The sequence below is a fragment of the Paucibacter sp. PLA-PC-4 genome, assembly GCF_026241155.1.
Classification (GTDB): Bacteria; Pseudomonadota; Gammaproteobacteria; order Burkholderiales; family Burkholderiaceae_C; genus Roseateles_E.
This window is the reverse complement of record NZ_JAPFGP010000014.1, coordinates 1-14,989: the sequence shown is the minus strand read 5'-3', so window position 1 is coordinate 14,989 and position 14,989 is coordinate 1. Positions and strand designations below refer to the sequence as shown.

General features: G+C 63.7%; 15 protein-coding genes and 1 pseudogene. 4 read left to right on the top strand and 12 right to left on the bottom strand.

Annotated features, from left to right (window positions below; genetic code table 11):
- Positions 1–101: 101 nt before the first annotated feature.
- Positions 102–770, top strand: a complete 669-nt coding sequence (locus tag OOZ63_RS20005) for a TetR/AcrR family transcriptional regulator (protein WP_266007369.1) — start codon at positions 102–104, stop codon at positions 768–770.
- A 160-nt stretch (positions 771–930) separates the two neighbouring features.
- Here the strand turns inward: OOZ63_RS20005 and OOZ63_RS20000 are convergent.
- A pseudogene (locus tag OOZ63_RS20000) lies at positions 931–1,293 on the bottom strand (MFS transporter); the annotation flags it as partial.
- A 362-nt stretch (positions 1,294–1,655) separates the two neighbouring features.
- Between OOZ63_RS20000 and OOZ63_RS19995 the strand changes: the two are divergent.
- Positions 1,656–1,994, top strand: coding sequence for a helix-turn-helix transcriptional regulator (locus tag OOZ63_RS19995; RefSeq protein ID WP_266007367.1), 339 nt, complete (start codon positions 1,656–1,658; stop codon positions 1,992–1,994).
- On the opposite strand, the gene OOZ63_RS19990 is transcribed toward OOZ63_RS19995, so the two are convergent.
- The 4 genes from OOZ63_RS19990 to guaB all read right to left on the bottom strand — a co-directional run bounded on the left by OOZ63_RS19990 (position 1,972) and on the right by guaB (position 7,938).
- Positions 1,972–3,225, bottom strand: coding sequence for a tyrosine-type recombinase/integrase (locus OOZ63_RS19990; protein ID WP_266007366.1), 1,254 nt, complete (start codon positions 3,223–3,225; stop codon positions 1,972–1,974). The genes OOZ63_RS19995 and OOZ63_RS19990 overlap by 23 nt on opposite strands.
- A 294-nt stretch (positions 3,226–3,519) precedes the next feature.
- Positions 3,520–5,124, bottom strand: coding sequence for a glutamine-hydrolyzing GMP synthase (guaA, locus tag OOZ63_RS19985; RefSeq protein WP_266007365.1), 1,605 nt, complete (start codon positions 5,122–5,124; stop codon positions 3,520–3,522).
- Positions 5,125–5,139: 15 nt separating this feature from the next.
- Positions 5,140–6,399 carry an MFS transporter gene (locus OOZ63_RS19980; RefSeq protein ID WP_266007364.1) on the bottom strand — a complete coding sequence of 420 codons (1,260 nt, stop codon included), beginning with the start codon at positions 6,397–6,399 and terminating at the stop codon, positions 5,140–5,142.
- 69 nt (positions 6,400–6,468) lie between these two features.
- Positions 6,469–7,938 carry an IMP dehydrogenase gene (gene guaB / locus OOZ63_RS19975; RefSeq protein WP_266007363.1) on the bottom strand — a complete coding sequence of 490 codons (1,470 nt, stop codon included), beginning with the start codon at positions 7,936–7,938 and terminating at the stop codon, positions 6,469–6,471.
- Between the two features lie 129 nt (positions 7,939–8,067).
- Between guaB and OOZ63_RS19970 the strand changes: the two genes are divergently transcribed.
- A complete protein-coding gene (locus OOZ63_RS19970; protein ID WP_266007362.1) occupies positions 8,068–8,595 on the top strand; it encodes a DUF4124 domain-containing protein in 528 nt (175 codons plus the stop codon).
- Positions 8,596–8,607: 12 nt separating this feature from the next.
- Here OOZ63_RS19970 and OOZ63_RS19965 read toward each other — a convergent pair whose 3' ends face one another.
- Positions 8,608–8,946 carry an RnfH family protein gene (locus tag OOZ63_RS19965; RefSeq protein ID WP_266007361.1) on the bottom strand — a complete coding sequence of 113 codons (339 nt, stop codon included), beginning with the start codon at positions 8,944–8,946 and terminating at the stop codon, positions 8,608–8,610.
- Positions 8,933–9,394, bottom strand: a complete 462-nt coding sequence (locus OOZ63_RS19960) for a type II toxin-antitoxin system RatA family toxin (RefSeq protein WP_266007359.1) — start codon at positions 9,392–9,394, stop codon at positions 8,933–8,935. The genes OOZ63_RS19965 and OOZ63_RS19960 overlap by 14 nt, the downstream gene beginning before the upstream one ends.
- Positions 9,395–9,441: 47 nt before the next feature.
- On the opposite strand from OOZ63_RS19960, the gene smpB reads away from it, so the two are divergent.
- Positions 9,442–9,903 carry an SsrA-binding protein SmpB gene (smpB, locus tag OOZ63_RS19955; protein ID WP_137942190.1) on the top strand — a complete coding sequence of 154 codons (462 nt, stop codon included), beginning with the start codon at positions 9,442–9,444 and terminating at the stop codon, positions 9,901–9,903.
- Here smpB and OOZ63_RS19950 read toward each other — a convergent pair.
- The 5 genes from OOZ63_RS19950 to OOZ63_RS19930 all read right to left on the bottom strand — a co-directional run.
- On the bottom strand, positions 9,883–11,094 hold the full coding sequence (locus OOZ63_RS19950) for a PLP-dependent transferase (RefSeq protein ID WP_266007358.1): 1,212 nt from the start codon (positions 11,092–11,094) through the stop codon (positions 9,883–9,885). The genes smpB and OOZ63_RS19950 overlap by 21 nt on opposite strands.
- A gap of 1 nt (position 11,095) precedes the next feature.
- Entirely contained in the window at positions 11,096–12,508 is a 1,413-nt protein-coding gene (gene rimO / locus OOZ63_RS19945; protein WP_266007357.1) for a 30S ribosomal protein S12 methylthiotransferase RimO, read from the bottom strand.
- Between the two features lie 49 nt (positions 12,509–12,557).
- The gene (gene phaR, locus OOZ63_RS19940; RefSeq protein ID WP_266007356.1) at positions 12,558–13,139 is read right to left on the bottom strand and encodes a polyhydroxyalkanoate synthesis repressor PhaR; all 582 of its coding nucleotides are present in this window, start codon (positions 13,137–13,139) and stop codon (positions 12,558–12,560) included.
- 145 nt (positions 13,140–13,284) lie between these two features.
- Positions 13,285–14,388 (bottom strand): branched-chain amino acid ABC transporter substrate-binding protein, encoded by a 1,104-nt coding sequence (locus tag OOZ63_RS19935; RefSeq protein ID WP_266007534.1) that lies wholly within the window; start codon positions 14,386–14,388, stop codon positions 13,285–13,287.
- A 128-nt stretch (positions 14,389–14,516) separates the two neighbouring features.
- Positions 14,517–14,989: ABC transporter ATP-binding protein (locus OOZ63_RS19930; protein WP_266007355.1), on the bottom strand; the 473-nt coding region annotated here is incomplete at its 5' end.

Here is a 14,989-nt window from a genome sequence, read left to right as displayed (position 1 = left end):
CTGTTTGGTACGATGTCAAGCACGCACTGGCCGAAGTGCGCGCCTGAGCCCAGGGGCCGTGCGGCACGGAGAATTTCCACCGGGATGCCCACAAATAAGCCATGAAACCCGTTGCAGAATCTCGCAAGCCGCGCCTGACCAGGGCCGAGAGCCGCGCCCGTACGCGTGAAAGCCTGTTGGCGGCGGCGCGCGGCATGATGGTGGAGGTCGGCCTGGGGTCGGCCTCGCTGGACCTCATCGCCGACCGCGCCGGTTACACGAAAGGTGCCGTCTATTCGAACTTCTCGTCGAAGGAAGAGATCCTCGTCGAGTTGATGCAACGGCACATGCATGACGAGCTCGCGGCGCTGTCGGAGATCCTTCAGCAATCGACCTCGCTGGACGACCTGATGCGGCGGCTGGATGCGTTGTATGCCGCCATGCATGAGGACCCCTCAGTCGTCGTTCTTTCGCTGGAGTTCCAGCTTCTGGCGACGCGGAACAAGGGGGTGCGCGACAGTTACGCAAGCATTTGGAGTGCCCACCGCGCCACGCTGGCTGCGCTGCTGACGGACGTCGCGTCCAGATTCCAGGTCGAACTGATCCTGCCGGCAGCGGACCTGATCGACGCGCTTGCCGCGATGACACATGGGCTCGTGCTACAGAGCGCCGTCGGGAGACCGGACGATGCGCGGACGGCCGCGTCCCTCATGATCGGCTTCCTGCGCAGCCAGATGGCGCCCGCCACGGGGATTGCAGGCAAGGGGCGTCGGGCAAGCTCCGCGCGATGACTGCGCAATTTGTCGCCCGGCCATTGATGTCCGCACAAGGTCTCCGTGATGGACGGTCGATAACGCTGCGTCTGGTTGGGTCTTCAACGCACCCGGGCAGCGTGTCGTGCTCTTTCACCACGGCTTCGTGGGAACCGCACTTGCTCGCAGGCGCTTTTCCTCAGCCGATTTGTGATCGCGCCGACACTTTCGGTGCGGGCCAGAGCGCCACGCCCGTCAGCAACAGTGCAACCAGCAGGTACGGCACGCCGGCCCCGAACTCGTAGAGCAGCGTCCCCGCCAGCGGCCCCAGCACGATGCCCAGGCCTTGCGCCGCGCCCACCGAACCGGCGGCGGCGCCCTGCTCATGGTCCTCGACGGCATTGGCGGCCAGCGCCGCGAAGGCTGGGAACACCCAGCCCATGCCGGCTGCGGCCACGACGTAGCACACCGCGAGCCAGGTCGGTGAGGCCGCCATCGCCGTCGCGCCGGAGCCCAGGGCTGCGACGACGGCCCCTGTGCGGATCAGGGGTACACATTCGAAGCGACAGCTGAGAACGTGCCCAGCGACACAAGCAGCTTATGCCTGCCAGTAATTGCGCCAGCGAGCGCCGTGATGCGCCCTGGTAGACCGCCGCGAGGCTCCTGAGTGACACCTGGGTCAAAATGCGGGAAGCCAACTGCGAATGCCCTGATCTCGCTAAGTTGATGATCCATTGGGGCTTTCGAGCCGCTGCCGACCTGCAAGAAACACTTGACAGCGGACATTTTTCACCGCCCCCTGACACTTAGTTGAGCACGCTACGCTTGAGCGCGCTGCTGCAAGTTTTCGATAGTCCCGGGATGCGACACCATCTTCGTCATGGCCTGCCTTCATACGAAGCGCGGCGAATGACGGAGCCAAAGATGGATCGCTCGAAGCAGCCACCGAAAGACATCAGTCCGATTGCACCGCCCTTCCCTCCGTTGCCCGTCACACTGCAGTTCAGGCGGACGCTGCGTCGGTCGGATTTGCGCAAGATCGTGCCCCTGTCCGACACCACGATCTACGAGATGGAGCGGCGTGGTCAATTCCCGAGACGGTTCAACTTGACGGCCCGGTGCGTCGTGTGGGACATGGCCGAAGTCGAAGCCTGGCTCGAATCGCGGCGCCAAGACGCGTGCCAGGCCCAGTTGCAGCGTGCGCCCTCCCCCGACGTGCGGCTGCGCCGCACCCGGCCGGTCAAAACGCCTGCGTCATCATGATCGGCGTCGAGGCAGGCAGCAGCGTCGGGGTGTGGGTGTTGCCTGCCATCCAGGCGTCGATCATGTCGGCCCACTCCTGCAACATGTGCCGCCGCTGTTCGGCGTACTCGGCCTTGTTGTAGATGCCGCGTGAGGAGCGCCCGTCCTCGTGCGCCAAGCACTTTTCGATCCAGTCGCTGTTGAATCCCAGCTCGTTCAAAATTGTCGAGCCCGTGCGTCGTAGGTCATGCACAGTGAAGGGCTCCAGTGGCAGCTTCTGCGCTTTCGCGCGCTCAACGATTAAATGCGTCACACGGTTGAGCGTCGCATTGGACATGCCCTTTTCGCCGTCGTAGCGAGAAGGAATCAGGAACCTCGATCCGCCAGCGCAGGTGCGCAGCGCCACCATGATGTCCAGCGCCTGCTGGGAGAGGTAGACGTTGTGGGCCTTGCCGGCCTTCATCCGCTCCTTGGGAATGCTCCAGACGGCGTTCTCGAAGTCGACCTCGTCCCACGTCGCGTGGATCAGTTCGCCCTTCCGGACCATGGTCAACAGGATGAGGCGCAGCCCAAGCTTGATCGTGGGGTAGGACGCGACGTGCTCCATCTGCGAAAGCATGATGCGAATTTCAGTGGGCGACAGTGCTCGGTCCTTCGGGACGAACGTGGCGATCGACGACGGGCCCACATCATCGGCAGGGTTGGGCACCTTTTCGCCATGCAGGTTGGCGTAGCCGTAGATCTGCTTCACGATGTCGCGCACGTGGACGGCCGTGGCCGGCGCGCCCCGTGCCTTGACCTTGTTACAGAGGTCGCGCAAGTCGTCCGCCGATATCTCCGACAGCAGACGGTTCTCGAACACCGGCAGGATGTCCCGATCGAGGATGCTCTGGCGCATCGATCGGGTGCTATCCGCCATGCGTGCGCCCGCAGACCATCGCGTTGTGAACTCGCCGAAGGTCTTGGCCTGGGCCAACCGCCGCTTGGTGCGTTGCTTTTCCTGGGACGGAGACTGCCCCTCCGCGACGGCCTGGCGCGCGCGCATGCAGTGCTCTCTGGCCGTGGCCAGGGTCAGTCCGGCCGGACCGTAACGGCCGATGCTTAATGTCTCTCGGCGCCCGTTGAGCCGGTAGTCGTACCGGAACGTGATAGTGCCGGCCGGCGACACGGTGACGTACATCCCGTCCCGGTCGGTCACCTTGTAGAGGGCGTCCTTCGGCTTGAGATTCTTGAGCGCGGTGTCGGTGAGCATGTCGTTCTCCCAGGAGGGGACGTTTTACCGTCACCCACTTTTCGGACCACCAACACCCCGGGAACCCGCATGAATCCTAGCTTTTCTAGAATTTTTTACCGTCAGATCCATCCGAGGTGCTGACGGTAGAAATTTTAGCGCTCTGAAGCTCCAGTTGTATACCGTCAGAACTACCGTCAAATCGATCCGCTTGTCAGCAAACGATGTCGATAGTATTTGAGATATAAACTCATATAAATCAATGACTTATGAAGGAATTACAATAGCCTCGGATAGACTTGGAATGACCTCTGATCATTCCCACTCAATGGTCGCGGGCGGCTTGCTGCTCACGTCATAGGTCACGCGGTTGATGCCGCGCACCTCGTTGATGATGCGACCAGAGGTCCGTTTCAAGAGGCTGTAGGGCAGCTCGGCCCAGTCGGCGGTCATGAAGTCGCTGGTCTGCACGGCGCGCAGCGCCACCACATAGTCATAGGTGCGGCCGTCACCCATCACACCGACGCTCTTGACCGGCAGGAAGACGGTAAAAGCCTGGCTGGTCAGCTCGTACCAGGTCTTGCCGGTGGCTTCGTCCTTGGCGTTGCGCAGTTCCTCAATGAAGATCGCGTCGGCTCGGCGCAGCAGGTCGGCGTAGTCCTTCTTGACTTCGCCGAGGATGCGCACGCCCAGGCCCGGGCCCGGGAAGGGGTGACGGTAAACCATCTCCGGCGGCAGGCCCAGGGCCACGCCCAGCGCACGCACTTCGTCCTTGAAGAGTTCGCGCAGCGGCTCCAACAGCTTCAGCCCCAGCTGCTCGGGCAGGCCCCCGACGTTGTGGTGGCTTTTGATCGTCGTGGCCTTCTTGGTCTTGGTGCCACCGCTCTCGACCACGTCGGGATAGATCGTGCCTTGGGCCAAGAAGGTCGCACCCTTGTGTCCAGCGTCGCCAGCCTTCAGCTTAGCCGCCTCAGCCTTGAACACATCGACGAACAGACCGCCAATTATCTTGCGCTTCTTCTCGGGGTCGGTCACGCCGGCCAACGCACCGAGGAACATTTCGCTGGCATCGACGCGAATGACCTTCGCATGCAGCTTGCCGGCGAACATGTCCATCACCATATCGCCTTCGTTCAAGCGCAAGAGGCCATGGTCGACAAAGACGCAGGTTAGCTGGTCGCCGATGGCGCGGTGGATCAGGGCCGCTGCCACCGACGAATCAACGCCGCCGGACAGGCCCAGGATCACCTCTTCATCGCCGACCTGCTCGCGGATCTTGGCCACAGCCTCGGCGATGTAGTCGCCCATGATCCAGTCGCCCTTGCAGCCGGCGATATCGCGCACAAAGCGCGTCAGCATCGCTTGACCCTGCAGGGTGTGGGTGACCTCGGGATGAAACTGGACCGCGTAATAGCCCTTCTCTTCATTGGCCATGCCGGCGATTGGGCAGCTGGGTGTGGAGGCCAGCAGCTTGAAGCCTTCGGGCAGGGCCGTGACCTTGTCGCCATGGCTCATCCAAACCTTGAGCATGCCGTGGCCCTCGGTGGTCGTGAAGTCGGCAATGTCCCTCAGCAGCGCGGTGTGGCCATGGGCGCGCACCTCGGCATAACCGAATTCACGGTGATCGCTCCACTCCACCTTGCCACCCAGTTGCACGGCCATCGTCTGCATGCCGTAGCAGATGCCCAGCACAGGCACACCGAGCTCCCAAACCGCCTGCGGCGCGCGCAGTTCGTGGTCTTCGTAGGTCGACGCATGGCTGCCCGACAAGATGATGGCCTTGGGCGCAAAGCCGCGGATGAATTCGTCCGAGACGTCGTTGGGATGGATCTCGCAATACACGGCCGCCTCGCGCACGCGGCGCGCAATCAGCTGGGTGACCTGGGAGCCGAAGTCGAGGATCAGGACTTTGTCATGCATGGTGGAATCCAATCATCAAGAAGCTTGTGCCAAGGGTGCCGCCGTGCCGCCGCTACGGGCGAAATGGCGCCAGGCAAAGAAGAGAGACAGCGCCTGCAGCAAGGCACAGAAGTAGAAGGGTGCACCGATGCGCCAGTCTCCCTGGGGCAACTCGGACACGAAATAGATCAGGCCCGAGCCCAGCACCGGGGCCAGCACGGCCATCACGCTGTTGAGCGAGGCCACCGCGCCCATGGTCTGACCCTGGTTGCGTACATCGGCGGCGTTAGAGATCAGGCTTTGCATGCTGGCAGTGGCGGCGAATCCCAGCACGTTCAAGACGATCACCGCATACATCATCCATCCTGCGGTGGCAGCACCCCAGACGAAATTGGTGACGACACTTGACGCCAGCCCCAGCACGACCAGGCGCTTCGCGCCAAAGGCCTTCAGCAGATGCGGCAGCAAGAAACCCTGCACCAGCACCGCCATCACGCCCACAGCGAACAGCGACATACCGTTCTCCTTCGGGCCCCAGCCGAACTTGAAGCTGGTGTAGAGCACCCAGCTGGTGTGCAACACCAGCTGGGCCAGGCCGCTGAGCGCGATCACGAAAACCAAAGCGCCCACACCTTTGAGCCCGGAGAGCTTTTTCAGCGCGCTGACCGGGTTGGCGCTCTTCCACTCGAAGGCGCGGCGGTGCTCGGGCGCCAGCGACTCAGGCAACACGAAATAGCCGTACACCCAGTTCAGCAGCGCCAAGCAGCCCGCCACATAGAAAGGCAGATGCAGATCGATATCACCCAGCAGCCCACCCATCACCGGGCCGAGAATGAAGCCCATACCAAAGGCCGCGCCCAGCATGCCGAAGCGCTTGGCGCGCTCCTCGGGCGCGCTGATGTCGGCCACATAGGCATTAGCCACCGCCGCATTGGCCTGCATTGCGCCGCTGAACAAGCGCACGACGACCAACATCCACAAGGCCGTGGCCATCGCGGTGACGAAGAAGCTCAGCGCCAGGCCGGAAAAGCCGATCAACATCACTGGCCTGCGGCCGTAGCGGTCGGACAGCGCGCCAAGAATGGGCGAGCCAAAGAAGTTGGCGATGCCGAAGGCAAAGGTCACGGCCAGATAGGCCAGCGTGTGCTCCGACGGCGTGCTGGCAAACAGGCCCACCAGCGGCGGCAGCACCGGGATGATCAGGCCGATGGAGATCATATCGATCAGCACCGCCACCATGATGAAGCCCATGCCGGCAGCCTTTGCGGGCCGCTGCTGGACTGCACTATCGCTCACACCTGCTCCTTTGCCGTAGAAAGAAGAAATGGGGGCTGGCAGGCCCCCATCCTTGTCATCACAGGATGCTTACTCCGAACGGTAGTTCGGTGCTTCCTTGGTGATCTGGACATCGTGCACATGGCTCTCGCGCATGCCCGCCGAGGTGATCTCGACAAACTCGGCCCGGTTCTGCATGTCGGCAATGGTGGCGCAACCGCAGTAGTGCATCGAGGCCTTCAGGCCGCCGGCCATTTGGAAGATGACCTGCACCACCGAGCCCTTGTAAGGCACTTGGCCTTCGATGCCCTCTGGCACCAACTTGGAGGTGTTGGGGTTGTTGCCCGAGGTGTCCTGGAAATAGCGGTCGGCCGAGCCCTTGGCCATTGCGCCCATCGAGCCCATGCCGCGGTAGCTCTTGTAGCTACGACCCTGGTACAAGATCAGATCGCCCGGGGCTTCCTCGGTGCCGGCAAAGGCGCCGCCCATCATCACGCAATCGGCGCCGGCGGCGATCGCCTTGGCCAGATCGCCCGAGAAGCGCACGCCGCCATCGGCGATCACCGGCACGCCGGTGCCGCGCAATGCGGTCGCGACATTGTCGATGGCCGTGATCTGCGGCACCCCGACACCGGCAACGATGCGGGTAGTACAGATCGAGCCGGGGCCGATGCCGACTTTGACGCCATCGGCCCCGGCCTCGACCAGAGCCAGAGCCGCCGCGCCAGTGGCGATATTGCCGCCGATCACATCGACCTCGGGGAAGTTTTGCTTGACCCAGCGCACCCGCTCCAGCACGCCGGCGCTGTGGCCGTGCGCGGTATCGACGATCAGCGCATCGACGCCGGCCTTGACCAGCAGCTTGACGCGTTCCTCGGTGTCGTCGCCGAAGCCAACGGCCGCGCCGACCCGCAGCTTACCCTGCGCATCGCGGGCCGCGTTCGGGAAGCTGGTCTGCTTGGTGATGTCCTTGACGGTCATCAGGCCGCGCAGCTCGAAGGCGTCGTTGACGACGACCACGCGCTCTAGCTTGTGCTTGTGCATCAGCGCCTTGGCTTCTTCCAGCGAGGCGCCTTCCTTGACGGTGATCAGCTTATCGGCCGGCGTCATCATCTCGCGCACCGGCAGGTCCATGCGGGTCTCGAACCGCACATCGCGGCCCGTGACGATGCCGACCACCTTCTTGCCGTCCAGCACCGGGAAGCCGGAGACGCCGTGCTGGCGCTGCAATTCGACCACCTCACGCACCGTGGCGCTGGGTGTAATCGTGAACGGCTCGCGCACCACGCCGGATTCGTAACGCTTGACCCGTGCCACTTCGATGGCCTGCTGCTGGGCCGTCAAGTTCTTGTGCACGATGCCAATGCCGCCCTCCTGGGCGATGGCGATGGCCAAACGGGCTTCTGTCACCGTGTCCATGGCGGCGGACACCAAGGGCAGGTTCAGCTGGATGTTGCGGGAAAGCCGAGTGGCAAGACTGGTGTCGCGGGGCAACACGTGGGAGAAGGCAGGCACCAACAACACATCGTCGAAGGTGAGCGCTTTACCAAGCAGGCGCATGAGAGAAGCTCCAGACGCAAAGCGGCATTATACGGAAGTCGCGACAAAGCTCACGCCAGGCGACTCGGCTACATCTTGTCACCGCCCTGAGGACTACACTTTGCGGCAATTGCAACAAGGGCCGTCTCGATGATCCCCTCCTCCCGCAAGTCCCTCGCCTGCCGCAGCCTTCTGGCCTTGCTGCTGCTGGGCATCGCAGGCAGCGCGATGGCGCAGTGGAAATGGCGCGATGCCACCGGCAAGGTGCTGTACAGCGATCTACCGCCGCCGGCCGGCATCCCCGAAAAAGATGTGCTGCAACGCCCACCAGGCCAGCGCCAGCAGGTGATCGTGCGCTCGACCGATGTGCCGGCCAGCGCGCCGCGCCCGCCCGCCAGCCCCACATCGGCACCTCCCAGCAAGGCCGAGCTCGAACAGCAGGCCAAGCAAAAGGCCGAACAGGAACAGCAACTCAAGCGCCAGAAGGAAGAAGAACGCAAGGTCGCCGAGCAGCGCGCCGAGAACTGCAAGCGCGCCAACAACAATCTGCGCGCGCTAGAAGAAGGCATCCGCATCTCGCGCCGCAACGAGGCGGGCGAGACCGTATATCTGGACGAAAAGCAGCGCGCCGAGGAAGTGGCGCGCACCCGGAACATCGTCAGCAACGACTGCCGCTGAGCCCGCCCCCACCTAGCGACTCGTCTTGCCAGCCAGCGGTCGGTGCCGGGAGACGATGCGCTCGCCGGCCGCGCGGTAGCGCAAGCGCCGCGCCTCCTTAGGATCGACGGTCAGCGGGCGGTAGACCTCGATGCGGTCGCGCTCTCGCAAGAGCGTGTCCAGCGGCTTGATCCGCCCCCAGATGCCGATGCGCAAGGTCGCCAGCTGCGGCAGCTGGTCGGCAAAATCGGCGCAGCCGCGCAAGGCCTGCTCCAAGTTTGTGCCCATCGGCAGTTGCAGCCAGCGGTGCCGTACATCACCGGCCGCAGGGCTCCAGACCAGCTCGACCCGCAGCGGCTCAGCGGGGACCATAGACCGCCTCGGCGCGCTGCACAAAGCGGTCGACAAAGGTATTGGCCACCCGGTCAAATACGGGACTGACCACGGCCTCCAGCGCCCGGCTGGAGAAGGCGTAGCGCAGCTCGAACTCGACCTTGCAGGCCTGAGCATCGCCTTGCTGCGACCCCGGCTTGGCCAGGGGCAGGAACTGCCAGACGCCGTCCAGCAAGGAGAACGGCCCGTCGACCAACGCCATCTCGACCTTGCGGTCGACCTCATGGCGGTTGCGGGTCGTAAAGGTGTGGTGCACACCGGCATAGGCCAAGGACAGCCGCGCGGTGACGCTGTCGGCGTCCTGCGCCAGCAGCTCGGCCTTCTCGCACCAGGGCAAAAACTCCGGATACTGGGCGATACCGGTCACCAACTCGTACATCTCGTGCGGCGAGTACCAGAGCAAGACTGACTTTTTGACATGCTTCATACAATGGCCGGATTGTATTGGCGAGCCACGCCTCCAGATTGAGTCCCATGTCCATTGCCGAGAATCGCCGTGCCCGCTACGACTACCACATCGCCGAACAGTTCGAGGCTGGCCTCGTGCTGGAGGGCTGGGAGGTCAAGGCCATACGCGCCGGCCAAGTACAGCTGACCGACGGCTATGTGCTGATCAAGAACGGCGAGCTGTTCCTGATCGGATGCCGTATCAACCCGCTGCGCACTGCCTCCACCCACGTCAACCCGCTGGCCGACCGCACCCGCAAGCTCTTGATGAAGAAGGACGAGATCAAGCGTCTGATCGGCAAGGTCGAGCAACGCGGCTTCACCCTGGTGCCGCTGAACCTGCACTACAAGGGCAGCCATGTGAAAGCCGACATCGCGCTGGTGAAGGGCAAGGCCGAGCACGACAAGCGCGACACCGAGAAGAAGCGAGACTGGGAGCGAGAAAAGGGGCAACTGATGAGGCAAGCCTCATTGAGGCCGAAGGACTGACAGCGCCTGTTCGAGGTCGGCTCGCAGATCGGCCTCGGCCTCCAGACCGATCGCAAAACGCACGATCACGCCGGCCTCGTAAGGCAGATTCAGCGCGCGGCTGCGGCTCATGTCGTAGGGCACGGCCAGGCTCATCGGGCCAGCCCAGGAGTAACCGATGCCGAACAGCTGCAAGGCGTCGACAAACGCATCAACCTGGGCCGCGCTGTACTCGGACTTGAACACCGCCGAGAACAGGCAGGCAGCGCCGGCGCTGCTGCTTTGTGCCCAGAATTTGTGGCCGGGCGAACCAGGCAAGGCCGGGTGTAGCACACGAGCCACCTCGGGCCGTGCCTGCATCCACTGAGCCAGTGCCCGCGTCGTCGCATCCTGGGCGCGGTAGCGCAGTTCCAGCGTCGGCAGGCCGCGCAACACCAGCTCCACATCGTTCTGCCCCAGGCCATAGCCCAGGTGTTCGTGCGCGTGGTTGAGCCGCTCATGCAGCACGCGATCGCGGGTGCAGACCGAGCCCATCAGGATGTCGGCGCCGCCCGATGCGTATTTTGTCAAGGCTTGCATCGAGATGTCGACGCCCAGGCCGGGATGGGCATCCGGAGCGATCTCGAAGGGATTGAAGGCCACGCCCGAGCCCCAGGTGTTGTCCAGCGCGGTGGTCACGCCATGGGCCTTGCACGCCTGCAGCAGGCCGACCAGATCGGGAAACTCCAAGGTGATCGAGCCGGCTGCCTCCAGCCAGACCAGTTTGGTCTGCGGCCCCAGCAACTCGGCGAAACCGGCGGCGTCGAGCGGATCGTAGAAACGGTGCGTGATGCCGAACTGCGGCAAAAAGGACTCGCTGAGATAGCGGTTCTGGCCGTAGACGTTGTCGGGCACGAGCACCTCGTCGCCGGGCCGCAGCAGTCCCAGCGAGACCAGGGTCACGGCCGCCAGTCCGCTGGGCGCCAGCAGACAGTGCTGCGCCCCCTCCAGGCTGGCGATGCGCGCGGCCAGCGTATACGAGGTCGGCGTGCCGTGCAGGCCGTAGCGGTAGCTCAAGCCATCACGCGGGCGCGGCGTGTGCAGATCGGCAGTGTTCTTGAACAGCACCGTCGAGGCCTTGTAGACCCCGACCGGAATGGCCGCCCAGCCCTCGGGCGCGTGGTAAGGGTGGTGTATCTGCTCGGTTGAGAGGGCGCGTTTACTCTTGCCCATATCAGGTAGGCATCGCGATCAGGTCATGACCCTCGGCCGCGACGATGCGCGCCTTCGTGAACTCGCCCACCTTCAAGGTCTTGCTGGCCTTCTCGGGCGGCAGCAGGCGCACCGTGCCGTCGATCTCGGGCGCATCGGCGTAGGAGCGCCCCACCCCACCCTTGCGGCCCAAGGCCGGGGCGGAATCGACCAGCACCTGCATCGTCGCGCCGATGCGCGAGCGCAGCTTCTCGGCCGAGACGCGTTCGGCCACTTCCATGAAGCGGGCACGGCGCTCCTCACGCAGGGCTTGCGCAAGCGCGCCGTCCAGCGCATTGGCGGTCGCGCCTTCGACGGGCGAATAGGCAAAGCAACCGGCGCGGTCAATACGGGCCTCGGCCATGAAGTCCAGCAGATACTGGAACTGCTCCTCGGTCTCACCTGGGAAGCCGGCGATGAAGGTCGAGCGGATCACGATGTCCGGGCAAGTCTCGCGCCAGCGCAGGATGCGCTCCATATTCTTCTCGCCGCTGGCCGGGCGCTTCATGCGCTTGAGGACTTCCGGATGCGCATGCTGCAGCGGCACGTCCAGGTAGGGCAGGATCAGACCCTGGGCCATCAGCGGCAGGATCTCGTCGACATGCGGATAAGGGTAGACATAGTGCAGACGTACCCAGGCGCCATGCGCCTTGGCCAGCTCGCCCAGTTGGGCCACCAGGTCGTACATCCGGGTCTTGACCGGCTTGCCATCCCAAAAGCCCATGCGGTACTTGACGTCAACGCCGTAGGCGCTGGTGTCCTGGCTGATCACCAGCAACTCCTTGACGCCGGCCTCAAACAGCGCGCGCGCCTCGTTCAGCACATCGCCGATCGGCCGCGACACCAGATCGCCGCGCATGCTAGGAATGATGCAGAAGGAGCAGCGGTGATTGCAGCCCTCGCTGATCTTCAGATAGGCGTAGTGCTTGGGCGTCAGCTTGATGCCCTGGGCGGGGACCAGATCCACAAAGGGGTCATGCGGCTTGGGCACATGGGTGTGCACCGCGTCCATCACCTCCTGGGTCGCATGCGGGCCGGTCACGGCCAACACGCTGGGGTGGATCTCGCGCACCAGGCTGCCGGCGTCGCTGCTAGCTGCACCACCCTTGGCGCCCAGGCAGCCGGTCACGATGACCTTGCCGTTCTCGGCCAGGGCCTCGCCGATGGTGTCCAGGCTTTCCTTCACGGCGTCATCGATGAAGCCGCAGGTGTTGACGATCACCAGATCGGCGCCGGCAAAGGTCTTCGAGGTTTCGTAACCCTCGGCACGCAGCTGGGTCAGTATCAGTTCGGAATCGGTCAAGGCCTTAGGGCAACCCAGGGACACAAAACCGATTTTGGGGGCCGCGCCGGGCGTGATAGCTGGGGACGGGCTCAGGACGGTGGAATCGCTCATCCCCAGATTGTCCCAGATGCCGCGCGACTGCGGCCAACGCAGCGGTTTCTCAGGGCTTTTTGGGCGGGAAACCGGGCATGCCGGGGAACAGCGCGCCGGCCTGGCTCATCTGCTCCTGCATCTTTTCGAGCAGGTTCTTGGACTGCTCCATATAGCTGCCCATGAAATTCTGCATCACCGGCGACTGCGCGCTCATGAACTGGGTCCATAGCTCGGGGCTGAAAGCCAGCCCCTTGCTCTGCTCGGCGAACTTGCCCTGCAGATCGGTGAAGGTCTGCATATTCTTCTCGAGATAGGCCCCCATCACGCCCTGCATCGCATGGCCGTAGAAGCGGATGATCTGCTCCAGCGAGGAGGTGCTGAACATCGGCACACCGCCGGTTTCTTCCTCCAGGATGATCTGCAGCAGGATGGAACGGGTCAGGTCCTCGGCGGTCTTGGCGTCGCGCACCTCGAAACTCTCGCCGCCCAGCACCATCTTCTTGACATCGGCCAGCGTGATGTAGCTGCTGGTCTGGGTGTCGTACAGACGCCGATTCGGGTACTTCTTGAGCACGCGCAGGCTGCTGCCCGGCTCGGCTCCCGGCTCCTTCGTCTTGCCGCCCGCCTTGCCACCACTGGCCGTGACCATGAAAACTCCTTCGTAAACCGACTCAAGAAACTTGGCTCTGATTCTAGAAGGCGATCACCCCGGGTTCGGAGGGGTTTTCCCCTGCGAACCCGGTGTCTGAGCGTCATCGGGCGGAACGCGCCCGCCCGACGGCATCAGCCATGCATCAGCGCACCACAGCGATCTGCTGGCGCGAACCCGACTTGTAAGTAAACAAGGTCAGCGCACCGTTCTTGATATCGCCCTTGTTGTCAAACGAGATCGTACCGGTAACGCCCTTGTAGCCGTCGGTCTTGGCCAACACCGGCAGGTACTTCGCGGGCTCGGCCGAACCGGCCTTGACCATCGCGTCGACCATCACGTTGACCGCGTCATAGACATAGGGGGCGTAGATCTGCACATCGGCCTTGTACTTGGCCTTGAACTTGGCCTTGAAGTCATCCAGCGACTTCTTGGACTCGCCCTCGACGCCGCCGGCTTCGGCGCACACCACCTGCTCGTCGGCCATGGTGCCGGCCGAGAGCTTGGGCAGCTCGCCGGTGCAGATGCCGTCGCCACCGACGAACTTGGCGCTGATGCCCAACTGCTTCATCTGGCGCAGCATCGGGCCGGCCACCGCATCCATGCCACCGAAGAAGACCACATCGGGCTTCTTGGCCTTCAAGGAGGTCAGGATGGCTGTGAAGTCCGTGGCCTTGTCGTTGGTGAACTCGCGCCCGACAACCTTACCGCCGGCCGACTTGACGCCCTTCTCGAACTCATCAGCCACGCCCTGGCCGTAGGCCGTGCGGTCATCGATCACCGCGATCGACTTGCCCTTGAGTTGCTGCACCGAGTACTTGCCCAGCGTGCCGCCCAGGTGCACGTCATCGGCGACAACGCGGAAGGCGGTCTTGTAGCCGTTGCGGGTGAACTTCGGGTTGGTCGCCGAGGGGCTGATCTGCGGCACGCCGGCATCGCTATAAACCTTGGACGCGGGGATGGTGGTGCCCGAGTTCAAGTGGCCGATCACGCCGTTGACCTTGGAGTCCATCAGCTTCTGCGCCGCGGCCGTGCCCTGCTTCGGATCGCCGGCATCGTCTTCGGCCAGTAGCTCGAACTTGGCCTTCTTGCCGCCGATGGTCACGCCCTTGGCGTTCAGATCATCGATGGCCATGCGGGCACCCAACTCATTGTCCTTGCCCAGGTGGGCAATCGCGCCGCTGGTCGGGCCCACATGGCCGATCTTGACGATCAGCTCTTGTGCTTGGACAGCACCAGTCAGCGCCATCACGGCCAAAGGCACTGCAAGCTTCACTTGAATGTTCATCAAACTCTTCTCCAGGACGATCAATGCCCAGCGTTGATGGCGCGCGGGCGGGCGCCTTGCGAGGCGGAAACAGTAAGCCCGCGTGAAAACTACTCGCCCAAGTAGGCAGCCCTGACCTTGGGATCGTTGAGCAAGGTCTTGCCCTCGCCGGTCATGGTGATCTCGCCGGACTCCATCACATAGCCGCGGTTGGCCAGTTGCAGCGCGCGGCTGGCGTTTTGCTCCACCAACAGCACCGTCACGCCCTGCTGGTGGATGTCGTTGACCACCTCGAAGATCTTGTCCACCATGATCGGGCTCAGGCCCATGCTGGGCTCGTCCAGCAGCAGCACCTCGGGCCGCGCCATCAGCGCACGCCCCATCGCCAGCATCTGCTGCTCGCCGCCGCTCATCGTGCCGGCGAGCTGGTTGCGGCGCTCCTTCAGGCGCGGGAAAATGCCGAAGATGCGCTCCATATCGCTTTGGATCTCGGCGTCGTTCCTGATGTAGGCGCCCATCTGCAGGTTCTCGGTGATGGTCATGCGGGTGAAGGTGCCGCGCCCCTCGGGCACCATCACCAGGC